Raw genomic sequence first — 26,426 nt, 5'->3', positions numbered from 1 at the left:
AGCGATTGTATCTAAGATATGATAATAAGTAAGTTATACAAGATAAGAATTAACTTATCTTATATAAATTTATTGAAGTTTATCCAGTCTTGGATAGATAAATGTTGCTTTTCTATAAACTACAACTTTTTCTGGATTTTCTTTTGCATAAGCTTTTAAAGTGATAGTTATTGGTGTGTCTTTAGTATTATCACTAACTAAAACTTTATTTGTTTCAAGAATAACAACTTTTTTAGCTAATTTTCCAGGACTTAGAGTAAATGGTTCAAATCTAGTGATTTTAATATCAGGATTATCAACTATTTCTAAATCATAAGTCAATGTTTGAGACTCTGTATTTTGGAAAAGTAATAAGAAGTTATTTGTTACAACATTATCCTCTTTAACTTTATATAATTCTGTTGTTTTGTTTACATTTAAAAGCATATGCTCTTTTTCTCCACCCATAACAAATAGTAGAGAAATTACAATTAATAAAGCAACAAAATACATAATAGTAGATTTTCTTACAAATTTTGTCGGAGTATTATATTTTATAGCATTTGTACTTGACCATTGAACTAAAGAAGGTTTTCCTAATTTACCCATAACTTGTGTACAAGCATCAACACATTCTAAACAGTTGATACATTCAAGTTGTAATCCTTTTCTAATATCAATGTGTGTTGGACAAACAGTTACACATGATTCACAAGTTGTACATTCATTTTCACTACTTGCTAAATCTTTTAATTTAAATACAACTTTTTCTTTTTTATCATTGTAGATATCTCCACCTCTGTTTGTAGAATAGATAGCTTGATAAGTATTATTGTCATATAAAACAGATTGAACTCTTGAATATGGACAGATGTAAACACAAAAATCTTCTTTTAACATCACAACATCATATATTAAAAAACCTGCTATTGCTAAAACAAATCCAATTAAAAATAAGTGTTCACTTGGATTTTGTAAATAAGCAAAGAAATCATCAGGGGGAATAAAGTACCACATAAAATTAGAAGCGGCAAGAAGTGCTAAACATGACCAAATAATTATACCTAAAATTTTTTTTACTTTATTTTCAGATTTTGTTAAATCAGGATTTTTTTGTTTATTTTTTATCCTTCTTAAACTTAAAAGTTTTGATTCAATTAAATCTCTGTAAATAACTCTAAATATAGTCTGTGGACATGCCCATCCACACCAAGCTCTACCACCCAAAGATGTAACAGCAAATATTCCTAAAAATAGTAGCATCAATAAAAATGGCATCAAATATAGCTCTTGCATATCAAAAGCAATTCCAAGTAAATGTAATTGTTTTTTGTCAAAAGATAGTAAGAAAATTTGATTTTCATTTATTTTTATAAATGGCAAGCTAAGTGCAACAATAGTAGCTAGAAGATATCCAAGATATCTTCTATATCGATAAGGAGTCTTATCTAAAAATTCATTTTTTTCTTTCATTTTTAAACCTTTACGACGTTTTTTGAAATTTTATATAAAACAACCTTATAATTTGCATAATCAATTATAATTTATACTTATATCTAAATATTTATTGTGGTTATAATTGAGATGCCTTATCAAATATATTTTTTAAAAAATAAAAATATTTTATAAACAAAAATAATTTAAACTAAATTTAAGAAATGTTATGAAATAATTCTCTTATAAATTTTAGGGTTTGATGAAATCCGAAGAGAGCAGAAGAAATTTTGTAGCTCTATGCTTGATAAGACAAGAAATATTTTGGGGTGTGAATAGTATTCACAATGTGTCATAATCTAAATTAAAAAGGATATATTATGAGAATTAATACAAACGTTTCATCTTTAAATGCACAAGAATCAACAAGTCAAACAAATAAGAGTATAACAAGTTCGTTAGAAAAACTTTCTTCAGGTTTAAGAATCAATAAAGCAGCAGATGATGCTTCAGGTCTTGCAATTGCAGATAAATTAAGAACTCAAGCAAGTTCTATAAATCAAGGTATATCAAATGGAAATTCAGCAGTTGCACTTTTACAAATTGCTGATAAATCAATGGCTGAACAATCAAACATTTTAGATACAGTTAAAGCTAAATTAATCCAAGCAAATACAGCAACAACTTCAGCTGATGGTAGAGAGTCAATTAGAAAAGATATTGATAAATTATTAAATCAATTAGATAATATTGCTAAACAAACTAATTATAATGGTACATATTTATTACAATCTGATGCAACTTCTGGTACATCTGCAGCAAGTACAGCACATGTTTTCCAAATTGGTGAGAAAACTTCGGATACAATTACAATGAATACAGTTCGAGCAAATACTACAGGTTTAAGTTTAACTACTTTGGCAGGTTTAGCTGCTTCAGGTTTAACTACTGCGGTTGCTGCTGCACAACAAACAGTGGTTGATACTGCGATTACAACACTTAATGGATATAGAGGAGACATCGGTTCTACACAAAACCAAGTTGAATCAGCTATTAGAAACTTAACAACTCAAGCAACAAATATTAAAAATGCTGAGTCTACAATTAGAGACGTTGATTATGCTGCTGAATCTGCAAATTACAATAAATTAAATATTATTGCACAAGCAGGGTCTTATGCGATTAGCCAAGCTAATTCTACTCAACAAAATGTTTTAAGACTACTTCAATAGTCTTAGCAAAAGGTTAAGTTCTCTTTTATTAAAAAAAGTGAGAATTACTCTCACTTTTTTATTTTATTTATTATTACTTATTTTATCTTACTTTCAGAATTAATATGAAATAATAATCCCAAGAATAAGTAACATATGATTGATTATGTTATAAACTAAGGATTTATTATGAAAATTAATACAAATGTTTCATCGCTTACTGCTCAAGAGTCAGCTTCAAATACAAATAAAGCTATAACTTCTTCGTTAGAAAAACTTTCTTCAGGTTTAAAAGTAAATAAAGCAGCAGATGATGCTTCAGGTCTTGCAATTGCAGATAAATTAAGAACTCAAGCAACTTCTATAAATCAAGGTATATCAAATGGAAATTCAGCAGTTGCACTTTTACAAATTGCTGATAAATCAATGGCTGAACAATCAAACATTTTAGATACAGTTAAAGCTAAATTAATCCAAGCAAATACAGCAACAACTTCAGCTGATGGTAGAGAATCAATTAGAAAAGATATCACAAAATTATTAGAACAGTTGGATAATATTGCACAACAAACAAATTATAATGGAAGCTATTTGTTACAATTAGATGCTACATCTGGTGCTGCTTCTACTGCTTCGTTGTCATTTCAAGTTGGAGAAAAAACTACAGATACGATTACTATGACAGGTGTTAGATCTAATACAGCAGGTTTGGCTTTAACTTCTTTAACAGGTTTAGCGGTTTCAGGTTTAACTACAGCAGTTGCACAATCAGGACAAACTGCAGTTGATAGTGCAATCACAACACTTAATGGATATAGAGGAGACATCGGTTCTACTCAAAATCAGATTGAAAGTGCAGTTAGAAATCTTTCAACTCAAGCAACAAATATTAAAAATGCAGAATCGGTTATTAGAGATGTTGATTATGCACAAGAATCTGCAAATTTTAATAAATTAAATATTATTTCTCAGGCGGGATCTTATGCAATTAGCCAAGCTAATGCAGTTCAGCAAAATGTTCTAAGACTACTTCAATAGAGGTAGTCTTTATCCTTCATTAAATAATTCTTTCCAAACACATTTTGTAATCGTCCACTATTCTTTCTACTTGATTTATAAAAATTTCTTTAATTTTATTTACTTTTTTAGTTTCATCTTTTAGTTTTATATCATTAAAATGATAAAGTAAATAAGGAGTAATTATTTTAAAATAGTTTTCGAAGATTTTATTACTATATGTATATTTACGAGATAATTCATAGATTTGATGAATGTTTTCTAATAGTTCGTTGAATGTTAGAAAATTTACATTCTTTATTTCATTTAGCAAATTAAAAATATCTCTTTCTAAAAATATAATTTCATTTTTTATTGATAATTTAGATTCCACTGATAGCATACTTAAAGAGTTATCTTTTAATAAAAATAAAATATCATTATTTACTGAAAAAGGTATATTCTGAAAATCCTTTAAATTTAAATCGTCTATATTAAGTGGAGTTGCTCCATTAAGAAATGCTCCATTTTTTGAGAGATTAAAAAATTCCATATTATCAATTTTATGTGATAAAAAGATTTCCGCTGATTGTATTGAATTAAAAAATAAAGGTGTTGTAAAAACTTCTTCTAATAAATTACCTTTTACTTTAATTAGACTTTCTCTACTATGAAAGATATCTCTGTTTTGACTAATTATAAGGTCTAATTTTGTAGTACCAGATTCTGAATTTAAAGAATGGCTAGCTCCTGTTTTTTGATTTAATGCAAAATCTAAACCTATCAAATAAACTTTTTTAGCATTTAATTTTATTAAAATATCTAAAGTTAATTCTCCAATACTAAATCCACTAACTGCTAAATTATTTTTATGAAAAGGGTAAAATACCTCATATAGAAATAAGTTTTTTGAAGATAATTTTTTGATAATTTTTTGATTAGATATTGTAGAAGCTAAAATTATAGTATCTTGATCTATTTTCAATACACTTTCATCATCAAATTGTGTTTCATTTAAAAATTCTTGTTCATCAAAAGTTGTAATAATATTTATATGAATATTATTAGCTAATAATTTTTTATAAATAGCTCCTATAGCTATGATAAAAAATTTATTCTGATTTTCTTTAATCCATTCAATATTTTCATCTAAAGATGGTCCTGCGGCTATATACAAAACAGGAATATTATCAAAACTTTTACATTTATCTTTTATTTTATTAAAAAGTAAAACATTATAACCACATTTTATATAATCAGTTGTTCTATTGGTATGTGTATAAAGCAATCTATTGTAGTCATAAAAAGTTGGTTTTCTTGAATTTATTGTAGATAATAAATTATCAATATATTTATCTATGTTTATAGAAGTTGATGAAAATTTAATTAAATAATTATATAAGAAACCAGTATCTAAGAATAATTCTAGTTTAGTTTTTTCTATTTGATATTCATCCATAATAGAAAAAACTACACCTTTTTGTGCAAGAATTGTATAATCAATAGTAAATAAAGATAATCTAAAGATTTCCAAATTTCTTTCTAAAACCAAATATAAATCAGCATTTATTTTCTCTGTAATTTTTGGAATGTGTCTTCCTAGTAAAGTTCCTAAGAAAACAAATTTATTTAGATGTTTTAGTCTTTTTTTCTTATTTTCTAAATTATCTTTTAATAAATTTGAATATTTAGACATATCAGTTAAAGTTAAAGCAGCTAATTCAGTTAAGTGATTAAAATTAAATCTATTTTCTATGTTAATTTGCACATTTTCATTTGAAAAAAAATATTCAGGAATATTTAAAATGGAATTTTTTTCATTAAGTTCCACTTCTCTAATTAAATCATTATTTATTTTTTTTGGATTCTTATTATATAGATACTTATCATTTACAATATCATATATGTCAAATTCTCCATTCTCCATAATAAAATCCAAAGCATATTTTTCTTTATATGTTCCATTTTCTATCATACGAGAAAGTTCATCGACTTTTTGATAAAGGTAATTATCATACTCGCTTAAGAAGGCTAAATTTTTCATAAAAGTTGTTGTCAATGCTGTTTGTAATTGTATTTGGGCTTCAGTCATCTTTTTTAAACCCCTAGTTTATTTAATTTTTTAATTATTATAGTATAATTTACCTATGATAGTAGTACATGCAAAAGGCAATAGTCAGATTGGAATAGGCAATCTTTCTCGATCATTTGAATTGGTAAAGTATTTATCAAAATCAAAAGAAGATGTTATTGGTATTTTTGAGTGTGATAATGAACTTTTTAAGAGATATCAGTATAAAAATATTTTTCATTCTAATAATTTAAATGAATCAATTAATATAATTCGAAAAAATCAATGTAGCATTTATATAAGTGATTTAGTAAATCCTAATAAAGATTGGAGCAATATATTAAAAGACATAGGGATAAAATATATTCTACATTTTAATGGTTTAGAATTTGGTTTTGAACCTGATATTTTGTTTGTAACTGATAATTTTGACTATGAAATCACTAATAATAAATTTAGAATTTATCGAGGATTTCAATATTATATTGTTGGAAGTGATATTCTAAAATATAGAAAAAATATTTTAATTCCGAAGACATCCATAAAAAATGTTTTAATATGTTTTGGTGGGGCTGATCCTGCATTTTTTTCTGAATATTTTGCAAAAAGAATAAATGATTCTAAATATAATTACAATATAGTACTGGGACCAGCTATGGAAAATAGTAGAAAAGAAAATATAAAGAATATAAAAAAGAATAATATAAATTATATAGATAGTCCAATGAATATGATTGAATTATTACTAAAAAGTGATATTCTTGTTACTCTTGGTGGTATGACTACTTATGAAGCTATGTGTTTAGGTATTCCTGCTAGTGCTGTAAGATGGAGTTATTTAGAGTATAATGTAAAAAGTTTTGGAGGAAAAAATATGATTACTGATTTGGGAAGTATTGAAGAAGCCTATGAAAATTTATTAAATTTAAATATGGATAAAGTAAATTTAATTTGTCAAAATGCGTATCAAATAATAAATGGAAACTCTTTAAAAAACATCAAAAATGTAATTGATTCACTTGAGGAATAAATAATATGATAAAAATTGTAAATAAAATAATATCAAATGATAGCCCAACTTTTATAATCGCTGAGGTAGGAGCAAATCATAATGGTGATTTAGAACTTGCTAAAAAAAGCATAGATGCTGCTGTTTTATGTGGAGTTGATGCAGTCAAATTTCAGACTTATACTACCGAAGAGTTATTATCACATAAAGATGTAATTGTGACTGTTGGAAAAACTGGATCTGAAGTAACTCAAACACTAAAAGATTTATTTGATAGTGTTACTCTAAAGAGAGAACTTCATAAAGAGATATTTGATTATGCAAAATCAAAAGGTTTAATTTGTTTTTCTACGCCATTTAGTGTTGAGGTTGTATCTTTTTTAGAAGAACTTGATAATCCAATATATAAAATAGCATCTTCTGATGTAAATTATGTAGATATGCTAGAAGTCATTGGGGCTACAAAAAAACCAGTATTTTTATCTACTGGAAAATGTACACTTTCAGAAATGGATATGGCCATTGATTTATTGTATAAAAGTGGAACTACGGATTTATGTTTGCTTCACTGCATAGCAAACTATCCATCAAAAATGGAAAATATGAATTTAAATGTGATAAAAACATTAAAACAAATGTATCCAGAATCTGTTATTGGGTTTTCTGACCATTCTTTAGGAATTACAGCGTCTTTAGGTGCTGTGTGTTTTGGTGCCAAAATAATAGAAAAACATTTTACGATTGACAAAAATCTTGAGGGTCCTGATCATTGGTTTAGTATGGATCCAACAGATATGAAGAATCTTGTAAATGGAATTAGAGATTTAGAAATAGCATTTGGAACACAAAGAAAGACTTTAAATTTATGTGAAGAATTAGATAAATATTGGGCAACTAGGTCTCTCCATATAAATAGAAATTTAAAAGCTGGAGATATAATAAAAAAAGAATATTTAGATATGTTAAGACCAGGATATGGAATATCTCCTTTTGACAAAGATAAAGTTATAGGAATGAAGCTAGAAAAAGATATACAAGAAGGGACTGTATTAGAATGGACTCATTTCAAATAAAGGGTAAAATTGGAACTTATAGTTTGTAATAATAATGAAATAGGTATAAATAGCTATATTCTTAAAGTTGATAATAGAGTAGTAGTTATTGATCCTAATGACTATGAAGAAATTGTTCATACTATTGGTGAGTGTAGTTTAGATTATATTCTTTTAACTCATGAGCATTTTGATCATATAATGGCAGTTGATAAATTAAGAGATACATATAAGGCTAAAGTGATTGCACAGAAATTTGCGAGTGAACATATACAGTTCGCATCAAAAAATTTATCAAAATTTTCTAATATCATATTGGATTTTATGAATAAGACTATTAGTTCTCCCATCAAAGAATTTGTAGTTAAAGAAGCAGATATTACATATGAAGATTTTTATGAGTTAAGTTGGGAAGGATATGATTTTTTATTTACCCATACACCAGGTCATACAAAAGGAAGTTCTTGTATATTAGTAAATAATTGTTTGTTTAGTGGTGATTCTCTTTTTGAATGTTGCGAGACTGATACAAAAGGAGTTGGAACTAGCAGAAAAGAATATGAACAAATAACTATATCTTTTTTTAAATCACTTGAAAATACTATAACTGTATATGCTGGACACTATCATAGTTTTATTTTGGAAGATAAATTAAAAGCAAGAGAAAAAGCTATTCAAATTTTTAAAAGTAGACCAAAATATACAAATTTATTTTTAAATTATAATGATTTTTTGAACATTCTAGATAATTCTAATTTTTTTGTCAGAAATGATAGTATTTTTATAATGAAGAAGTATTCTGGTTTTTACAAGTTTTATTACTTTGTAAATGATTATAAAAATTTAAATAATTTAAATGATTTTTTTGGTTTATATAAACAACCTGTTATTATTGAAATAATTTCATGTAGAGAAATAGATGAAGGTATTTATACAAAAATTGGATTTAAACCTTATAAAATTTATTCAAGATATAGAACAGACAAGAAAAATAAAAATTTTGATATAGTAAAAATAGCAAATATAGAAGATATGGAAGATATATCAACATTAATTAATGAAACTTTTGATCCTTTAGGTGATTATATTCCAAGTAATGATGAACTTATTGAGTTAATTTTAAAAAAAGAAGTTTTTATTATAAAAGTTGATAATAAGTTAGCAGGAGTATCAATTTATGAAAAAAGACATAAAAATTATTACTTTAGATTATCTTGTGTTCATCCTAATCATAGACCAGGATTAATAGGTTATATGTTGGCTTCAACTTCTCCAAAGGATGGAAATATCTATTCTGCTTGGGTTGATGATAAAAATTTAGAAGCCATAAAGCTAAATACTTTATTAGGTTATAAAATAGATGGAACTAAAAACTATATTTTTATTAAAAATAAGGAAACAATATGAGTTTAGAAAAAATTGAGAATATAATAATAGAATCTTTAAAAGAATATAATCAATCGTTAGGAAGTAGTGAATTAAAGAATTGTACAGCACAAACAAGACTTTATGGTGAAAAAAGTGTTTTAGACAGTATAGGTTTGGTTTATTTAATAACAGATATTGAAGAAAAAATATCAGATAAATTTTCAAAAAATATAGTATTAGCAGATGAGAAAGCGATGAGCCAAAGAACTTCACCTTTTAGAGATGTAGAGACTTTAGCAAAATACATTCAAAATCTTTTAGAAGAATGATATGAATAAAGTTGTAGTTATAACTGGTACAAGTAAAGGTATAGGTAAATTTTTAGTTCAATATTATTTATTAAAAAACTATATTGTAATTGGTTGTAGTAGAACAAAAAGTTCAATTAATGATAAAAACTATAGACATTTTGATTTAGATGTTTGTGATGAAAAAGCTATTGTTGAGATGATTAGAAGCATAAAAAAAGAGTTCGGGAAAATTGATATTCTGTTAAATAATGCTGGAATTGCTTCTATGAATCATTTTATAACAACATCATATCAAAGTGTACAAAATATTTTTGCTACAAATTTTTTTGGTACTTTTCTTTTTACAAGAGAAGTTTCAAAAGTAATGATGAAACAAAAATTTGGAAGAATAGTAAACTATACAACAGTTGCAAAACCTTTGAGACTAGAAGGTGAAGCAATTTATGCTGCAAGTAAAGCTGCTATTGAAAACTTTACTCAAACTATAGCTAAAGAAGTTGCTTCATATGGAATTACTGTAAATGCAATAGGTCCAACACCAATACAAACAGATTTAATAAAGGCTATTCCAAAAGAAAAAATAGCAGAGCTTTTAAATAAACAAGCTATAAAAAGGTTTGGAACTTTTGAAGATATAATAAATGCTATTGAATTTTTTTGTGATGAAAAAAGTGATTTTATAACGGGGCAAATAATATATTTAGGCGGAGTAAATAATTGATAAATTGGATTTTTGATAATTTTAAAAGATTTGGAAATAAAATAGCTATAAACTATAAAAATAGAAGTTATACATATTTGCAACTTTTTTTACAAATTAAAAAAATAGAAAAAGAGATAATCTCAAATGTTGCTAAAAATGAAGTTGTAGCAATAATTGGAGATTATTCTTTTGAATCCATAGCAGTACTTTTTGCTTTATCTAAAAATAGAAATATTATTGTACCAATTACATCTGTAGCAGAAAATGAGATAAAAGATAAAATTGAAGAGTCTTTTTGTGATAAGATAATAAGAATTGTTGATGAAAAATATGTTGTTGAAAATAATATTCCAAAAGAAAAGCATCAGATTATAAAAGATCTTCAAGAAAAAAACAGTTCGGGACTTATATTATTTTCAAGTGGAAGTACAGCTAAGCCAAAAGCTATGATACATGACTTTGATATCTTATTAAACTCTTACAAAAATAAAAAAGAGAAATCTCTTAATATGATTGTATTCCTAATGTTTGATCATATTGGAGGATTAAATACTTTATTAAATATTCTTTCAATTGGTTCTACTATGATAATTCCAGAAAATAGAAATCCTGATGATATTTGTAAATTAATTCAAGATTATAAAATTACAGTTTTACCCTCTAGTCCAACTTTTTTAAATCTTATTTTAATGAATAATTCTTATAAAAAGTATGATTTAAGTAGTTTAAAAATGATTACCTATGGTACCGAGACAATGCCTGATAGTTTACTTAGTAGATTAAAAAATGTTTTTCCAAAAATTAAATTTTTACAAACATTTGGTACAAGTGAAACAGGAATTGCAAATACAAAATCAAAAGCTTCAAACTCAACTTTTATGAAAATAGAAGATTTAGATTTAGAGTATAAAATAGTAGAAAATGAACTTTGGCTAAAAAGTAAAACTCAAATTTTAGGTTATTTAAACTCATCAATGGATAGTTTTACTAAAGATGGTTGGTTTAAGACTGGTGATTTAGTAGAAACTTTAGATGATGGTTACATAAAAATAATTGGAAGAAATAAAGAAGTTATAAATGTAGGTGGACAAAAAGTTTTACCAAGTGAAGTTGAATCTATTATTTTATCTATGAAAGAGATTGAAGATTGTATGGTTTATGGTGAGAAAAATATAATTATAGGAGAAACTGTTGTTTGTGATGTAGTTTGTAAAAATGAAATATCAAATATAAAAATTTTAATTAGGCAATTTTGTAAAGATAAACTTGATAATTACAAAGTACCTACAAAAGTTAATATTGTAGATAAAACAAATTTTACAGATAGATTTAAAAAAATAAGAAGAAAGTAATTTTTTAGTAATATTAATATACTTGTAATCCTAAATCTAAAAAATAAAAATTTTAATAAAGTATAATTTAATTTAAAAAAATGATATAATCTACTCAGAATACACAATATATAGGAGAAAGACTGATGGAATTAGATAGAAAAATGGAACTCTTAGCAGAATTATTTGAATTAGAAATTGGTGAATTTGGTCCAGAAACGGTATTAGAAGATTTAGAAGAATGGGATTCTTTAGCAGCTATTTCTTATGTTGTAATGATGGATGAAGAGTTTAATAAAATTGCTAATCCTTCAGATATTCAAAGATTTAAAACGGTTAATGATATTTTAAATTCAATGGAATAATATGGCTATAGATCATATAAAAAATGTAAAAATATCGGCTGTTGCATGCGCTGTGCCTAGTGATAAGTTAACAGCTGAAGATTTTTATCAATATCTAGAAAAAGATGTTGTAGATAGGTTTGTAAAAGATGTTGGAGTATCACAAAAGTTTTATAGTAAGGATAGAAGAACCATTACTTCTGATTTATGCTATGAGGCTGCCGAAGAAATTTTTAAAAAAAAAGGTATTGATAAAGAAAGTATAGATGGTTTGATTTTTATATCACAAACACCTGATTATCCAGCTCCTGCAACGGCTTGTTTACTACAATATAGGCTTGGACTATCTGAAAATTGTATGGCTTATGATGTTAATCTTGGTTGCTCAGGATATGTTTATGGGTTACATATGGCAGCAAGTAGTCTTCAATCTGGATATATGAAAAAAATATTGTTACTTGTCGGAGATACTTCAGATGGAGTTAGTCCTACTGTGTCATTGAATGATTTGCTTTTTGGGGATTGTGGTAGTGCTACAATAGTTGAATATGATGAAATGGCAGATGGTTTTAAATTTGATTTAAGAACAATAGGAAATGGATTCAAAGCGCTAGGTGCAACTACTGGACTAAGGTATGCTCACATTGGAAATCCTTCTTTCGATCCATCTATTCATATGGATGGTATTTCTATTTTTACTTTTAGTATATCTCAAGTACCAAAATTATTTAAATCATTTTTTCAGTCTTTTGATAGAAAAATTGAAGATTATGACGCCGTTTTATTACATCAAGCTAATAAATCTATGCTGGAAATAATTATAAAGAAAATAAAAGCAGATATATCAAAAGTACCATTTTCATTAAATGAGTATGCAAATACTTCTTCTGCAACAATACCAAATCTTATGTGTCATTATTATGGAGAAAATAATACAGATGATGATATATCTGTAATAATGGCTGGTTTTGGAATAGGTTTATCATTAGGCATTGCTGATGCAAAAATAAATCCAATAAATATTTTACCTATAATATCTACAAATACAACATGGGATGAAGGTAGAACAAAAGTAGAAGAAGCAAATGATAAGTTTAAAGAATAAAAAGATTTTAGTTCTTGGGGCAAGCGGTTCGGTAGGTAGAAGTGTAGCTATTAAACTTAGCCAGTTGGGGGCAAAAGTAGTTATTCAAGGAAGAAATAAAATAAAACTTGAAAATACTTTTTCTCAACTTATAGGAACAGGTCATTATTCCATATCATTTGATCTTTGTAATCTAGATAAAATTGATGAGCTTATGAATTTAGCTGTGAATTTTGATAATGAAAAACTTACAGGTATGGTATATTGTGCTGGTATTATGCCAATTAGACCTATTAAAAGTACAAAAAGTGATTTTCTTCATGAAACTATGCTTATAAACTATTATGCATTTGTAGAAGCAGTTAGGCTTTATGCTGATAAAAGGGTATCTAATGGTGGAAGTATTGTAGTTATGTCTTCATACTCTTCAATAAATGGTGATAAAGGGCAACTTGCTTATTCTGCAAGTAAAAGTGCAATTGATAGTAGTGTTGTAGTTATGAGTAAAGAATTATATTCAAAAAACATAAGAGTTAATGCAATTCGTCCTGCTATTATCCAAGGAGAAGATACAAATATAGAACTTCTTCCTGTTTCAATTAAGAATATTATAGAAAAAATGAAAATAGGATTGATTGATCCAAATATTCTTGCTGAACAAGTTGCTTTTTTAATTAGTGATTATTCAAGCGGTGTTTATGGTAGATGTTTTGACGTAAAAGGATATTTATCATGATTACTTTTCAAGGTAAAAAGATACTAGTTACTGGTGCTAGTTCAGGAATTGGAAGAGAAATATCAATACAGTTGGCAAAGCTTGGTGCAAAAGTTGTTTTATTGGGGAGAAATGAAGAAAAACTAAAAAAATCATTATCTATGTTAGAAGGTATCGGACATAAATATTTTGTTTATGATCTCAAACAAATTGAAGGAATAAAAGATATTGTTGAGTCATTTATTGAATATGATAATATTAAACTTGATGGGTTTATTCATTCTGCAGGAGTACCTTCTGTATATCCACTTAAAATAATAACTCATGATAAGTTTAACGAATCAATGGATATAAATACTTATTCTTATTTAGAAATTATAAAACATTTCTCAAAAAAAAATATTTCTAATGACTATTCTTCTATAGTTTTTATATCTTCAATATTAACAAAATTACCTAAAAAAGCTCAAACACTTTATGTAGCTAGTAAAGCTGCTTCTGATTCAATGTCAAAGGTATTGTCTCAAGAACTCTTTAAAAGAAATATTAGAATAAATAGTGTTTTAGTTGGAGGTGTTTTAACTGAAATGGTAGAGAACACTGAAATATTTAGAATGTTAGGAAATGAAAGTGTAGCTGAAGATTATAATACAGTTTATAAAACACTGAGCACACAAGAAGTTTCGAATATGGTTTTGTTTCTTATGAGTGAAAGTGCAAAATATATAATAGGTGAAAGTTATCATATAGATGGAGGATATTTTTAATGAAAACTCAATTATTTCAAGATACAAAAGGTAAAATTTATACGCTAGAAGATGTCATATCGTCTCTGAAAGAATTGGAAGCCGATAAAGCTGAGATTCTTTATGTGCATACGGATATAGGTTTTGGAAAACCTCTTCTTAAAAGAAAAGATTTTGTTGCTAAATTATATGAAGCAATAAATACATTAGGAGTAAGAACACTTATTTTTCCAACGTATACATTTAGTTTTTGTAATAAAAAAGATTTTGATGTAAAAGAATCAAAAAGTAATATGGGTATGCTCAATGAATATGCAAGAACAAGAGAAAATAGTTATAGAACAGAAGATCCTTTATTGTCTGTATGTGTTATAGGTGAAATACCAGAAGATTTTAACTATTTATCTAAAAATTCTTGTGGAGAAGGAAGTTCATTTGAGATTATGTCTAAAAGTGACAAATATAAGTTTCTTTTTTTTGGAGCAAAGCCTACAGAGTGTTTTACTTTTATGCATTATGTAGAAGATATTTATAAAGTACCATACCGATATAACAAAGAATTTACAGGAAATGTGATTAAAAATGGTATATCTAAAAAAGAAACATATATATTGTGTACTTTATATGATACTGTTATTCCAAGTGTTGATATTAGTTTTCAAGAGAATTTAGAAAATAAAAAAATTCTTAAAAGATTGCCTTTAGGAGAAAAAGAGCTAATGATTATTAATGGAAAGAGTGCATTTGAAGAAATTAAAAAGTGTTTTGATAGAGATATAAATATATTACTTGCTAGACCATATAATGAATATAATTTAGGTAAAAATTATGATTATAATAATGTTAATAGTGTAAAATAAGGTAAGAAATGGAAAATCTGGCTTTAAAATATTTAGAATCTAGTGCTATTGAGTATAAAGATAAAATAGCCTTTATAAGTGGTGATAAAACAATTACTTTTTCTATGACAAGAAATAAATCTTTAGCGGTATCTAATGAGATTATAAATAGAATAGGTTTTACTAAGAATAAACCAATTTTAATTTATTTACCAAAAAGCATTGAAGCGATTGTTTCCATGTTAGGAGCGGTGTATAGTGGAAATTTCTATACACCAACTAGCACAAATTTTCCTGCTAAAAAAATAGAAAGTTTGATAGATATTTTAAATCCAAGTCTTATTATTACAGATAGTTTACACCAAGGTGCTCTTATTGATATAGGAATTAGTAATGATAAAATTATATGTTATGATTTTATTGACTTCAATCAAGATATAGCCTCACTAAAAAATAATGTGCAACAATTAATTGATACAGATTTAATATATACATATTTTACTTCAGGATCAACAGGCGTGCCTAAAGGAGTAACAATTTCACATAGAAATGTAGTGAATTTTATTGAAGCTGCTTGCCGAATAATGCCTATAGATCAGAATACAATCTTTGGTAATCAATCTGCATTACACTTTGATATCACTACTCAAGATTTATATACAACATTAAAGCAAGGTTCTACAATGGTAATTATTCCGGAACAACTATTTGCTTTTCCTAAAAAACTTATTGAATATATTGATAATCAAAAGATTAATTTCATATTTTGGGTTCCTTCAGCATATATAAATGTTTGTTTATTTAAAGCATTAGAAGGTAAAGAACTTAAAGAATTAAAGTCTATTATGTTTGCAGGAGAAGTTATGCCTGTAAAATATTATAACCAATGGAAAAAACATCTTCCAAATTTATCTTTTGTAGCAAATGCATATGGGCCAACAGAGACTACAGTAGATTGTACATATTATATAGTTGATACAGAATTTGACGATAATGAAGAGTTTCCATTGGGATATCCTATAGAAAATACGGGAATTTTACTATTTGATAAAGATAATAAATTGGTAACAAAACCAAATATTCAGGGTGAGTTATGTGTATTAGGAACGAGTTTATCTCCTGGATATTGGAATAATAGATTAAAAACAGATGAGGTTTTTGTTCAAAACCCTTTACATGATAATTACGATGAAAAGATGTATAGAACTGGGGATTTAGCTATGTATAATGATCAGGGATTATTATTATTTTGTGGTAGAAAAGATGATCAAATAAAACACTTAGGATATAGAATTGAATTAGGAGAAATTGAGAATGCAGCTCTATCTTTAGAATATATTGATAATTGTGTTTCTTTTTATAATGATAAAAAAAGAAAAATCACATTAATTTATACATCTAATTTAGATGAAATAGAAAATAAGACCATAAAGTTAGATTTAACAAATATATTACCAAAATATATGGTACCTACTGAATATTATAGACAAGATTCTTTACCAATAAATGTTAATGGTAAAATTGATAGAGTATTGTTAAAATCACAATTTATATAAAAGGAAAAAAATGGAAAGAATAAGAGAAATTTTGGTTGATATAAGACCTGAGTATGATTTTTTTGAAGATGTTAATTTTATTGAAGCTGGAATGCTTGATAGTTTTGATGTAATAAACTTAGTTACTGATATTGAAGAAAAGTTTGGAATTCAAATAGATGGAAGTGATATATTACCTGAAAACTTTTGTAGTATTGATTCTATTAAGAATTTAATAATTTTAAGTGGTGGAAAAATATAAGATTATTTTTAAGGAAAAATCGATGATTAAAACTGATAAAAATTTTGAAGAAATGATTAGTACTTTATTTCTAATACAAAATAAAATTTATGATAATAAATATACTGAAGAGACTATACAAAGGTTTAAAGATTTATGCTCAAAAAAAAAGTTATATTTTTTTGGAGTTGGTTATTATGCAAAAGCATTACCAAAGTATCTGAATAAAAAATATAATGTAAAAGTAGATGGGCAATATGATTGGTTTGAAAAAGAAGATGATGAAGTAAATCAAAGAGCTTTTAAATTAGCAAATATGTATTATAGAATTGATGAAAAAAAAAGAAATAAAATAAATGCCAAAATACCTTTACTTACAAAAGAGGAATTTTATAAAGATCCTGAAAATACAGTGATATTCTTAAATTATGATAATCCAATTGTAGAACCTTATATACTTTTTTCTTTAGGATTCAAAAATTTATATTATTTGCAAACTTTAGCGGGTGAAATTATGCAAAATATAATGCCTCCGAAAAAGTTTGATATTTATGATCGACTTGATACGATGAGAACAGATTTTTGTTTTTCTGATATGGATATAGCAAAAATTAGTACAGTTTATTATTCATTGAGTGATGAAAAATCTAAAAAAGTATTTTTTAATTTGTTAAAAGTAAAAATAACTTCAGATGTTACATATTCTCAAGAAGTATTAGATGCAAGTACAGTACATTACTTTGATAAAGAAGTGATGCCTTTAAGTGATGAAGAAGTTTTAATTGATTGTGGTGCAAATATTGGAGATACTGTTGAATCTTTTTATAAATGTACAAATGGAAAATTCAAACATATTTATGCATTTGAACCAGATGAAATTAATTTTGATAGAATGACAAAATATGTAAATTCTTTAGACTGTAAAGATAAAATTACACCTCTTAAATGTGGAGTTGGACAAAAAGATGAAACAGTTTATATAATAAATCCAGGTTCTACAACTACGGCTATTACAACGACTGAAACAGAATTCAAGATAGAAGTAAAAACAATTCCAACAACAATCAATCATATACCAACTATAATAAAAATGGACATAGAAGGTTATGAAATATGTGCTTTATTAGGAGCAATGGATTTAATAAAAACATATAAACCTAAATTAGCAATATCAATTTATCATAAATTTGATGATCTTTGGAATATTCCAGCATTAATAAAAATGTGGGTACCTGAATATAAAATATCTATAAGACAATATGCATTTGATAGAACAGAAACAGTAATGTATGCTACTATAAACTAAGAAGGTTGATAATGTCAGAGTTTAATATAAATGAAATAAAAGAAATTATTACAAATAGAAAGAAATTAACAAATAGTTTTAATTATTATAATGAGGTATTAAACTGGATAAAAAATGAAGAAGCATATGTTGTAAAAATTAATAATTGTGTATTTTTACTTTTAAAAAAGAATAAATTTTGTAAATTCTATTATTTTATTGATGAATATTCTAATATGATGCTTGCGAATGATTTTTTGATGACATATTCGAAGAATTACCCAATTTCAATGGAAATAACTACAAAAGATACTAAAAATTTAGAAATAATTAATTCTTTTGCAAAAGAGTTGAATTTTGATTATTATAGTGAGTTTGCAAGACTGATATCAGGTCAAAATAATTTAAAAAATAAAGATAAAGATAATTTTTTATTAGCAGAAAAGAAAGATATCAAGAATCTACTTGAAACAATGAATAAAGAATTTGACCCTATTATAGATGATATTCCTTCTGAAGAAGAACTTATATCATTGATAGATAATAAAAGTATTATAATAAAATATATAGAAGAAGAACTTATTTTTATACAAATATTTGAGTATAAATTTGGTTCTTTATATTCTCGTATGACATGGATTATGAAGAATTTTAGAAAACCTAAATATACAATAGATATTTACAATGAGATTGATTCATATTTAGATTATTTGGATATTAATAATAAAAATATTCGAGCATATTATTGGGTTGATGTAACAAATAAGAATTTCTTAATTGGTCAGAAATTAGGTTCAAAGCCTGATGGATTGAGATGTATAACATTTTTATATAATAAGTAGGTGAATAAATGAAAACTATATTTTATGGAAAAAGAATATCAGGGATTTTATCTCTTCTTCCAGAAACTGAATACAATTTTGAAGATGATATGAAATATAACAATTTGTCAGAAAAACAAAACAGAAAACTTCAAAAAACTATGGGATATGATAGACATAGATTTTTTAAATCTGATACATATGTTTCTAAAGTTGCGATATTTGGTTTAAAATATATGTTTGAAAAAAATATTTTAAAAAAAGATGATATTTCGGCCTTAATTGTTACGACGACAACACCTGATTTCTTAATGCCTGCAACTTCAAATTTAATAATGAGTGAGTTAGATTTAGATAATAGTGTTTTTTGTATGGATACAAATCAGCAATGTGCAGGATTCACAAATGGTTTACTGCAAGCATTTATGTTATTAAATAATAATAATATGAAAAAAGTAGTTTTAATAACTGGAGATGTTTTAGCAAAGAACCCAGATAGAAGTAATACAAGTTCATATCCTTTGTCTGGAGATGCAATTTGCATAACTATTATAGAAAATTGTGATAAAAATCTTCCAATATATTTTCATTCTATTATAGATGCAAATAAATATGATGCATTAGTATTTCCCTCAATGGGATTTCGAGTAGTTACTGAAGAAGAAAGAAAAAAATTTGCAAGTGAAAAATATGGTGGATATGATTATTTACCTTGTGTACATATGGATGGACAAGCTGTTTTTCAATATGTGATGCAAGATGTACCAAAGTATGTATATGAAACGCTAGAATTTGCAAAAACAGATAAAGGTAGCTTAAATTATTATTTTTTTCATCAACCAAATAAATTTATGGTAGATAAATTAGCACAAAAAATTGATGTGTCAGCCGAAAAAGTACCAAGTAATGTAGTAACATTTTATGGAAATTCTAATAGTTCAACTATTCCTATTGCTATTTGTCATAATGCAAAAGATGAAATGCTGTCTACTGATAATTATAAGTGCATGTTAGCTGGATTTGGAGCAGGACTTTCTTATTCTGGAATAGTTATGAATTTAGGAGAATTTGATTTTTGTGAGATGTTAATAACAACTTTTTAAAATTTTTATATTTGACATTCTTTTATTTCATAAAGTTTGTCAAATAATTTTCTTGGCTTTGAACTTAATACATTTTTATCTAAAAAATCTAAAACTTCTGAAGTCTCCGAAAAAAAACCATCTTTTTCTTCATATGAGCTTATTTTTGCTATTGAGCCTGTTCTAAATCCTCTTGTATTAAAATATTTTATATCATAAGATAAATATTTTATGTTTAATTTGTTACAAAGATACATCATACAAAATTTATTAACAACCCCACCACCTTCAAACTTAAATTTTTCTTTTACAAGATAATCACCAACCGAATAGCTATTTTCTGTAATTTTTTTTAAACTAATTACACCATAATCTTCTTCATTATTTGTGATTAAAAAAGCAAAATAAATATCTTTCTTTTTTAGTAATTCCAAATAGTTTTTATGTTCTTTCATACTTATTATATCAGGATTCATAGATACTTTTCTAATAAATTCTTGATTTCTATATTCTAAGACTTTGTTATAAATCTCTTCATCTAAATATAAAAAATTGGTTATTTTTAATTCTCTTTTTTTCATAAATTTTATCCTATTAGCGAAATAGCCTTATACATAAATTCAGCTCTTTGCCAATCTTCTAAAGTATCTATATCTTGAACTAAATATCTAGGTAATATTATAGGAATACTATCTTTGCTAAATATAATTTCATCTGATTTTATATTTAAATTTGTCCAGTAAAATTGTCCTGCATCTTGGAAAGCTTCTTCTAAGTCTTGGCTACGTTTCATAAAGTTTTCTGGCCAAAACATCTCACATCTTTCATTTGATGTTATTTTAAAAGTTCTTTGAATTGGAAATGGCATTGAAGTACAAGAAAAAGCATTTTTTGCATTTGAGTCTTTTATCTTTTCATATGCTTTTATTAAATATTTTTCTTGTAAAAGTGGAGCAGTTGCATAAATAGTGCAAACAAAATCTATATTTTCACCTTGTTCTTTTAAAAAATTTATAGCATGATTTATAACTGCACCAGTTCCTGTAAAGTCATCACTTAACTCTTTTGGGCGTAAAAATGGAACTTCTGCTCCAAACTCTTTTGCAATTTTTGCAATTTCTTCATCATCAGTAGACACTATTACTTTATCAAAAAGTTTTGATTTTAATGCAACTTCAATACTATAAGCAATAAGTGGTTTTCCATGAAAGTTTTTTATATTTTTTTTAGGAATTCGTTTACTTCCACCTCGAGCTGGAATTATGGCTACACATTTAGTCATTTAGAATTTCCAATAAATTTTTTATAACATATTTTTGTTCGTCTATTGTTAAACTTGGATACATAGGAAGAGAAAAGCACTCTTCATAATATTTATCCATAATAGGTGTTTTTTCATTTCCAAAACCTAAATTTTTGTAAAAAGGTTGTTTATTTATAGGAATATAATGAAGTTGCAATCCTATACTTTTTTCTTTGATATTATTAAATAACTCTATTTTTGAAATATTTAATTTTGTAAAATCAACTCTTACAACATAAAGGTGATAAGATGAATTTTCATTGTATAAATATAGAGGTTTTACGATGCTATTGATAAAGATTTCATCATATCTTTTTGCTATCTCTTTTCTTTTTTGTATAAAACTATTTAATTTTTTTAATTGACTTATTCCTAATGCACAAGCAATATCTGTAATTCTATAATTAAATCCTAAAGAGTGCATCTCATAATACCAAGGAGCAATATCAGGAAATCTTTGCATACCATGAGATCTAAGTTCTAATAATTTTTCATAAATCTCTTTTGAATTTGTAGTAATTGCACCACCTTCACCAGTTGTTATATGTTTTACTGGATGAAAAGATAAAATACTGCAATCGCTATTTTGGCAACTTCCTGCTTTTGTATTTTCAAAAATTGCACCTAAAGAGTGGGCACAATCTTCTAAAATTTTTATATTATAAGTATTTTTTAAATGGTTTAATTTTTTTTGATTTATGGGATTTCCACTAAAGTGTACAACATAAATGGCTTTTATTGAACTATCTTTTTTTAATTCCTCTTCACATAAATTTAGGTCAATATTTCCATCTTCTTCAATATCAACGAAAATCGGTTTTGCTTCTACATAAAGAATAGCATTTGAAGTTGCTAAAAAAGAGTTTGGAGTAGTTAATACTTTATCATTTTTGTTTAAAAGTGCTAATGAAGCTAGATGCAGTGCAGCTGTTCCATTTGATACAGCAACACAATATTTTGCATTACAGTACTCTGCAATTTTTTTTTCAAATTCTTGAACTTTTGGACCAGTTGTTAAAAAATCTGATTTTAAAGTTTCAACTAAGCTGTTTATATCATCCTCATCAATAGTTTGTTTTCCATAAGGTATAAAATTTATCATATTCTTTTCATCATTTTTAAGAATTCTTCATTAGTTAGCCATTGAGCATTATTGCCAGAATTATATTCAAAGCCTTGTTTTACAGGAATACCTACTTCTCCTAAAAGGTTTTTACTATAATCAACATACCCTGAGAATTTTATTGTAGGCTTAATAAGATAATGATTTTCAAACTCTAATGTTAAATGAGAATCATCAGATGGACACATAATTTCATGAAGTTTTTCACCTGGTCTTATTCCTATAATTTGGTGTGGTAAATTTGGAGCAAGAGCTTTTGCCATATCAACTATTTTCATAGAAGGAATTTTTGGTATGAATATTTCTCCTCCTTGCATTCTTTCAAAGTTTTTTAATACAAAATTAACACCATCTTCTAAAGTTATAAAAAATCTTGTCATTTTTTCATCTGTTATTGGAAGTTCTTTAATTCCATCATTAATAAGTTTTTTGAAAAAAGGTATAACTGAACCACGGCTTCCAACAACATTTCCATATCGAACAACAGAAAATTTAATATTTTGATTTCCAACTAAATTATTTGCAGCAACAAAAAGTTTGTCTGAAGCTAACTTTGTTGCACCATAAAGATTTACAGGATTTGCTGCTTTATCAGTTGAAAGCGCAATTACTTTTGAAACACCATTTTCAATTGCTGCATCAATCACATTTTGAGCACCATTTATATTAGTTTTTATGCATTCCATTGGATTATATTCAGCAATTGGAACATGTTTAAGAGCTGCTGCATGAATTATTAAATCAACATCTTTTGTTGCTTTTTTTAATCTATCGATATCTCTTACATCACCAATAAAATATCTCATGCATTTATCGTTATACTCTTGTGCCATTTCATATTGTTTTAATTCATCTCTACTATAAATAATTATTTTATTTGGTTTATATTTTTCTAGCAAAATTTTCGTGTATTTTTTACCAAAACTCCCAGTTCCACCAGTTATAAGTATATTTTTGCCATCAAACATTTAAAAACCTTATTCGAGTATTTTAATCTTTAGAATATAATATCAAATATTACATTTATTTTATATTTTAATAGTTTATATGCAATAATTGAAAATTACATTTTATATTAAGGTAAATTTTTAGATATGCAAAACATAATCCCAGAAGATATTTTAAAAATACAACAAAAACTTGCAACTTTTGAAAAAGATTCAAGAAATTATAAAAAATATACAAAAATTTTAGCAAAACATATAAAATCGCATAATATGCAAAAAAGAGTTAACTCTCATATAAAAACTATTGAAAGCATAGAAAAAATAGAAAAAGATAATATTTAAAATAAAAATATTACAAAATGTAATGAAATTTCAATGTTTAAAAAAAATCTGCTAAAATCCAAACATAAAATATAAAAAAAAACAATAATAGGAAGTAAATTATGGATGAAAATCAAAAAAAATCGTTAGAGCTAGCTATAAAACAAATAGATAAAGCTTTTGGAAAAGGTACTTTAATTAGACTTGGAGATAAAGAAGTTATTCCTGTTGAAACTATTAGTACAGGATCACTTGGTCTTGATCTAGCTTTAGGTGTTGGAGGACTTCCAAGAGGAAGAGTAATTGAAATCTATGGACCAGAAAGCTCTGGAAAAACTACACTAACACTTCATGCAATTGCAGAAGCTCAAAAAGCTGGTGGCGTTTGTGCATTTATTGATGCAGAACATGCACTTGATGTAAAATATGCAAAAGATATTGGTGTTGATACAGATAATCTTCTTGTTTCTCAACCAGATTTTGGTGAGCAAGCTTTAGAAATACTTGAAACTGTTATTAGAAGTGGAGCAGTAGATTTAGTAGTTGTAGATTCAGTTGCTGCATTAACTCCAAAAGTAGAAATTGATGGTGATATGGATGACCAACAAGTTGGAGTTCAAGCAAGACTTATGAGTAAAGCTTTAAGAAAAGTAACAGGACTTTTAAGCAAAATGAATTGTACAGTTATATTTATTAACCAAATAAGAATGAAAATTGGTATGACAGGATATGGAAGTCCAGAAACAACAACAGGTGGAAATGCACTTAAATTTTACTCTTCAGTTAGACTTGATATTAGAAGAATAGCAACACTTAAACAAGGTGAAAACTCAATTGGAAATAGAGTAAAAGTAAAAGTTGTAAAAAATAAAGTTGCAGCACCATTTAAGCAAGCAGAGTTTGATATTATGTTTGGTGAAGGTATTTCAAAAACTGGTGAGCTTGTTGATTATGGTGTAAAACTTGATATTGTTGATAAAGCTGGTGCTTGGTTTAGCTATGGAGATTCAAAAATTGGACAAGGAAGAGAAAACTCTAAAGTATTCTTAAAAGATAATCCAGAAGTTGCACGTGAGATTGAAAATAAAATTCTTGAATCTATGGGTGTAAATGATGAGCTTATAACAAGTGGAACTGATGATAGCGATGATATATCTGGTTTAGACGACTAAATAATCAAAGGATTTTTCCTTTGATTAACTTCTTAAAAATTTCTACATTAAAACCTTACAAAAGCAAATAACAAATCTTTTTTAGCTATAATCTTACAAATTATGAAAATAGGAGATCTAGTGGTATTTATTGATAATATTTACGCTGATGAAGTATTAGATTCAAGAGGAAATCCAACTGTAAGAGCTACAGTAATTTTAAATGATGGAACAAAAGGAAGTGCTATTGTTCCAAGTGGTGCTAGTACAGGAAAAAGAGAAGCCTTAGAACTAAGAGATGGTGATAATAGATTTTTAGGTAAAGGTGTTTTAAAAGCTGTTGAAAATGTGAATACAAAAATAGCTGATGAATTAATTGGATTAAGTCCATTTAACCAAGCAGAAGTTGATGCAACTATGAAAGATATTGATGGAACGCATAACTATTCAAATCTTGGGGCAAATGCTGTTTTAGGTGTATCTATGGCAGTTGCAAGAGCAGCAGCTAATTCATTACAAATTCCATTATATAGATATTTAGGTGGAGCAAATGCTATGACTATGCCTGTTCCTATGTTTAATATTATTAATGGTGGAGAACATGCAAATAATTCTGTTGATTTTCAAGAATATATGATTATGCCAACAGGTTTTGAAAACTTCAATGATGGGTTAAGAGCTGTTGCTGAAATTTATCAGCACTTAAAAAAAGTTATTGATTCTATGGGAGAAAGTACAGCAGTTGGTGATGAGGGTGGATTTGCTCCAAACTTAAAATCAAATGAAGAACCGATTTCTGTTATTATGACTGCTATTGAAAAAGCTGGATATAAAGCTGGTGAACAAATTTCTATTGCACTTGATGTTGCAGCTTCAGAATTAATCGATGAAAAAACAAAAAAATATGTTTTAAAAGGTGAAAATAGAGAATTAACTTCTGCTGAACTTGTTGATTATTATGCTGATTTATGTTCGAAATATCCTATTGTTTCAATTGAAGATGGATTAAGTGAAGATGATTGGGATGGATGGAAAATTTTAACTGATAAATTGGGTTCAAAAGTTCAATTAGTGGGAGATGATTTGTTTGTTACAAATGCTTCAATTGTTGCTGAAGGTATCAAAAAAGGTATCGCAAATGCTGTATTAATTAAACCAAATCAAATTGGTTCAGTAAGTGAAACTATGCAAACTATTAGACTTGCACAAAGAAATAACTACAATTGCATTATGTCACATAGAAGTGGAGAAAGTGAAGATGCATTTATTGCAGATTTTGCTGTTGCTTTAAATTGTGGACAAATTAAAACTGGTTCAACTGCAAGAAGTGATAGAATTGCAAAATATAACAGACTTCTTGAAATTGGTGCAGAAATAGGGTATGCAGAATATTTAGGAAAACAACCTTTTTCAAAAAAATAGTA

General features: G+C 26.5%; 27 protein-coding genes. 21 read left to right on the top strand and 6 right to left on the bottom strand.

The features are described 5' to 3' along the window. Window positions 1-69: 69 nt before the first annotated feature. Window positions 70-1,452: a cytochrome c oxidase accessory protein CcoG gene (gene ccoG, locus B0175_RS03375; protein WP_108527282.1), complete on the bottom strand. Its 1,383-nt coding sequence runs from the start codon at window positions 1,450-1,452 to the stop codon at window positions 70-72. A gap of 341 nt (window positions 1,453-1,793) precedes the next feature. On the opposite strand from ccoG, the gene B0175_RS03370 reads away from it, so the two are divergent. Together B0175_RS03370 and B0175_RS03365 are read left to right on the top strand one after the other, a co-directional pair. Beyond that, window positions 1,794-2,645: a flagellin N-terminal helical domain-containing protein gene (locus tag B0175_RS03370; RefSeq protein ID WP_108527281.1), complete on the top strand. Its 852-nt coding sequence runs from the start codon at window positions 1,794-1,796 to the stop codon at window positions 2,643-2,645. Between the two features lie 168 nt (window positions 2,646-2,813). Then, window positions 2,814-3,662, top strand: coding sequence for a flagellin (locus B0175_RS03365; RefSeq protein WP_108527280.1), 849 nt, complete (start codon window positions 2,814-2,816; stop codon window positions 3,660-3,662). 19 nt (window positions 3,663-3,681) lie between these two features. Here the strand turns inward: B0175_RS03365 and B0175_RS03360 are convergent, their stop codons facing one another. Beyond that, on the bottom strand, window positions 3,682-5,712 hold the full coding sequence (locus tag B0175_RS03360; RefSeq protein ID WP_108527279.1) for a motility associated factor glycosyltransferase family protein: 2,031 nt from the start codon (window positions 5,710-5,712) through the stop codon (window positions 3,682-3,684). 55 nt (window positions 5,713-5,767) lie between these two features. On the opposite strand from B0175_RS03360, the gene B0175_RS03355 reads away from it, so the two are divergent. The 16 genes from B0175_RS03355 (at window position 5,768) to B0175_RS03280 (ending at window position 20,178) form a co-directional block, all read left to right on the top strand. Further along, entirely contained in the window at window positions 5,768-6,721 is a 954-nt protein-coding gene (locus tag B0175_RS03355) for a hypothetical protein (RefSeq protein ID WP_146175177.1), read from the top strand. Window positions 6,722-6,726: 5 nt separating this feature from the next. Further along, complete coding sequence (locus B0175_RS03350; protein WP_108527277.1) at window positions 6,727-7,773, top strand: N-acetylneuraminate synthase family protein; 1,047 nt, start codon at window positions 6,727-6,729, stop codon at window positions 7,771-7,773. A gap of 9 nt (window positions 7,774-7,782) precedes the next feature. Further along, on the top strand, window positions 7,783-9,159 hold the full coding sequence (locus tag B0175_RS03345) for an MBL fold metallo-hydrolase (protein ID WP_108527276.1): 1,377 nt from the start codon (window positions 7,783-7,785) through the stop codon (window positions 9,157-9,159). Then, window positions 9,156-9,449: a hypothetical protein gene (locus B0175_RS03340; protein ID WP_046998365.1), complete on the top strand. Its 294-nt coding sequence runs from the start codon at window positions 9,156-9,158 to the stop codon at window positions 9,447-9,449. The genes B0175_RS03345 and B0175_RS03340 overlap by 4 nt, the downstream gene beginning before the upstream one ends. Before the next feature lies 1 nt (window position 9,450). Next, complete coding sequence (locus B0175_RS03335) at window positions 9,451-10,152, top strand: SDR family NAD(P)-dependent oxidoreductase (RefSeq protein WP_108527275.1); 702 nt, start codon at window positions 9,451-9,453, stop codon at window positions 10,150-10,152. Next, window positions 10,149-11,486 carry an ANL family adenylate-forming protein gene (locus tag B0175_RS03330; protein ID WP_228156057.1) on the top strand — a complete coding sequence of 446 codons (1,338 nt, stop codon included), beginning with the start codon at window positions 10,149-10,151 and terminating at the stop codon, window positions 11,484-11,486. The genes B0175_RS03335 and B0175_RS03330 overlap by 4 nt, the downstream gene beginning before the upstream one ends. 125 nt (window positions 11,487-11,611) lie before the next feature. Continuing rightward, complete coding sequence (locus tag B0175_RS03325; RefSeq protein ID WP_046998363.1) at window positions 11,612-11,830, top strand: phosphopantetheine-binding protein; 219 nt, start codon at window positions 11,612-11,614, stop codon at window positions 11,828-11,830. A 1-nt stretch (window position 11,831) separates the two neighbouring features. Continuing rightward, window positions 11,832-12,914 (top strand): 3-oxoacyl-ACP synthase III family protein, encoded by a 1,083-nt coding sequence (locus B0175_RS03320; RefSeq protein ID WP_046998362.1) that lies wholly within the window; start codon window positions 11,832-11,834, stop codon window positions 12,912-12,914. Next, window positions 12,895-13,629, top strand: coding sequence for an SDR family oxidoreductase (locus B0175_RS03315; protein WP_046998361.1), 735 nt, complete (start codon window positions 12,895-12,897; stop codon window positions 13,627-13,629). Before B0175_RS03320 ends, B0175_RS03315 begins: the two co-directional genes overlap by 20 nt. Beyond that, complete coding sequence (locus tag B0175_RS03310; protein ID WP_046998360.1) at window positions 13,626-14,375, top strand: SDR family NAD(P)-dependent oxidoreductase; 750 nt, start codon at window positions 13,626-13,628, stop codon at window positions 14,373-14,375. Before B0175_RS03315 ends, B0175_RS03310 begins: the two co-directional genes overlap by 4 nt. Beyond that, on the top strand, window positions 14,375-15,214 hold the full coding sequence (locus B0175_RS03305) for an AAC(3) family N-acetyltransferase (protein ID WP_108527274.1): 840 nt from the start codon (window positions 14,375-14,377) through the stop codon (window positions 15,212-15,214). The genes B0175_RS03310 and B0175_RS03305 overlap by 1 nt, the downstream gene beginning before the upstream one ends. Window positions 15,215-15,222: 8 nt before the next feature. Beyond that, entirely contained in the window at window positions 15,223-16,749 is a 1,527-nt protein-coding gene (locus B0175_RS03300) for an AMP-binding protein (protein WP_108527273.1), read from the top strand. Between the two features lie 10 nt (window positions 16,750-16,759). Continuing rightward, window positions 16,760-16,990, top strand: a complete 231-nt coding sequence (locus tag B0175_RS03295; protein ID WP_046998357.1) for an acyl carrier protein — start codon at window positions 16,760-16,762, stop codon at window positions 16,988-16,990. A gap of 22 nt (window positions 16,991-17,012) precedes the next feature. Further along, complete coding sequence (locus B0175_RS03290) at window positions 17,013-18,275, top strand: FkbM family methyltransferase (RefSeq protein WP_108527272.1); 1,263 nt, start codon at window positions 17,013-17,015, stop codon at window positions 18,273-18,275. Window positions 18,276-18,286: 11 nt separating this feature from the next. Then, a complete protein-coding gene (locus tag B0175_RS03285) occupies window positions 18,287-19,096 on the top strand; it encodes a hypothetical protein (protein WP_108527271.1) in 810 nt (269 codons plus the stop codon). A gap of 8 nt (window positions 19,097-19,104) precedes the next feature. Continuing rightward, window positions 19,105-20,178: a 3-oxoacyl-[acyl-carrier-protein] synthase III C-terminal domain-containing protein gene (locus B0175_RS03280; RefSeq protein WP_046998354.1), complete on the top strand. Its 1,074-nt coding sequence runs from the start codon at window positions 19,105-19,107 to the stop codon at window positions 20,176-20,178. 5 nt (window positions 20,179-20,183) lie between these two features. On the opposite strand, the gene B0175_RS03275 is transcribed toward B0175_RS03280, so the two are convergent. From B0175_RS03275 to pseB, 4 genes are read right to left on the bottom strand one after another with little or no spacing between them, the layout of a single operon-like run. After that, window positions 20,184-20,738 (bottom strand): hypothetical protein, encoded by a 555-nt coding sequence (locus tag B0175_RS03275; protein WP_046998353.1) that lies wholly within the window; start codon window positions 20,736-20,738, stop codon window positions 20,184-20,186. 5 nt (window positions 20,739-20,743) lie between these two features. Then, on the bottom strand, window positions 20,744-21,439 hold the full coding sequence (pseF, locus tag B0175_RS03270; protein ID WP_108527270.1) for a pseudaminic acid cytidylyltransferase: 696 nt from the start codon (window positions 21,437-21,439) through the stop codon (window positions 20,744-20,746). Continuing rightward, on the bottom strand, window positions 21,432-22,562 hold the full coding sequence (gene pseC / locus B0175_RS03265) for a UDP-4-amino-4,6-dideoxy-N-acetyl-beta-L-altrosamine transaminase (RefSeq protein ID WP_108527269.1): 1,131 nt from the start codon (window positions 22,560-22,562) through the stop codon (window positions 21,432-21,434). Before pseC ends, pseF begins: the two co-directional genes overlap by 8 nt. Then, window positions 22,559-23,551 carry a UDP-N-acetylglucosamine 4,6-dehydratase (inverting) gene (gene pseB, locus B0175_RS03260; RefSeq protein ID WP_108527268.1) on the bottom strand — a complete coding sequence of 331 codons (993 nt, stop codon included), beginning with the start codon at window positions 23,549-23,551 and terminating at the stop codon, window positions 22,559-22,561. Before pseB ends, pseC begins: the two co-directional genes overlap by 4 nt. A 126-nt stretch (window positions 23,552-23,677) precedes the next feature. Between pseB and B0175_RS03255 the strand changes: the two genes are divergently transcribed. The 3 genes from B0175_RS03255 (at window position 23,678) to eno (ending at window position 26,424) form a co-directional block, all read left to right on the top strand. Further along, window positions 23,678-23,872 (top strand): hypothetical protein, encoded by a 195-nt coding sequence (locus B0175_RS03255; protein ID WP_046998349.1) that lies wholly within the window; start codon window positions 23,678-23,680, stop codon window positions 23,870-23,872. A 101-nt stretch (window positions 23,873-23,973) separates the two neighbouring features. Next, window positions 23,974-25,023 (top strand): recombinase RecA, encoded by a 1,050-nt coding sequence (recA, locus tag B0175_RS03250; protein WP_004511129.1) that lies wholly within the window; start codon window positions 23,974-23,976, stop codon window positions 25,021-25,023. Window positions 25,024-25,143: 120 nt separating this feature from the next. Then, window positions 25,144-26,424 carry a phosphopyruvate hydratase gene (gene eno, locus B0175_RS03245; protein ID WP_108527267.1) on the top strand — a complete coding sequence of 427 codons (1,281 nt, stop codon included), beginning with the start codon at window positions 25,144-25,146 and terminating at the stop codon, window positions 26,422-26,424. Window positions 26,425-26,426: the final 2 nt, after the last annotated feature.

It is taken from the genome of Arcobacter lacus (genome assembly GCF_003063295.1).
Classification (GTDB): domain Bacteria; phylum Campylobacterota; class Campylobacteria; order Campylobacterales; family Arcobacteraceae; genus Aliarcobacter; species Aliarcobacter lacus.
Note: the sequence above shows the minus strand (reverse complement) of the source record. Positions and strands in the feature narration are given on the sequence as shown.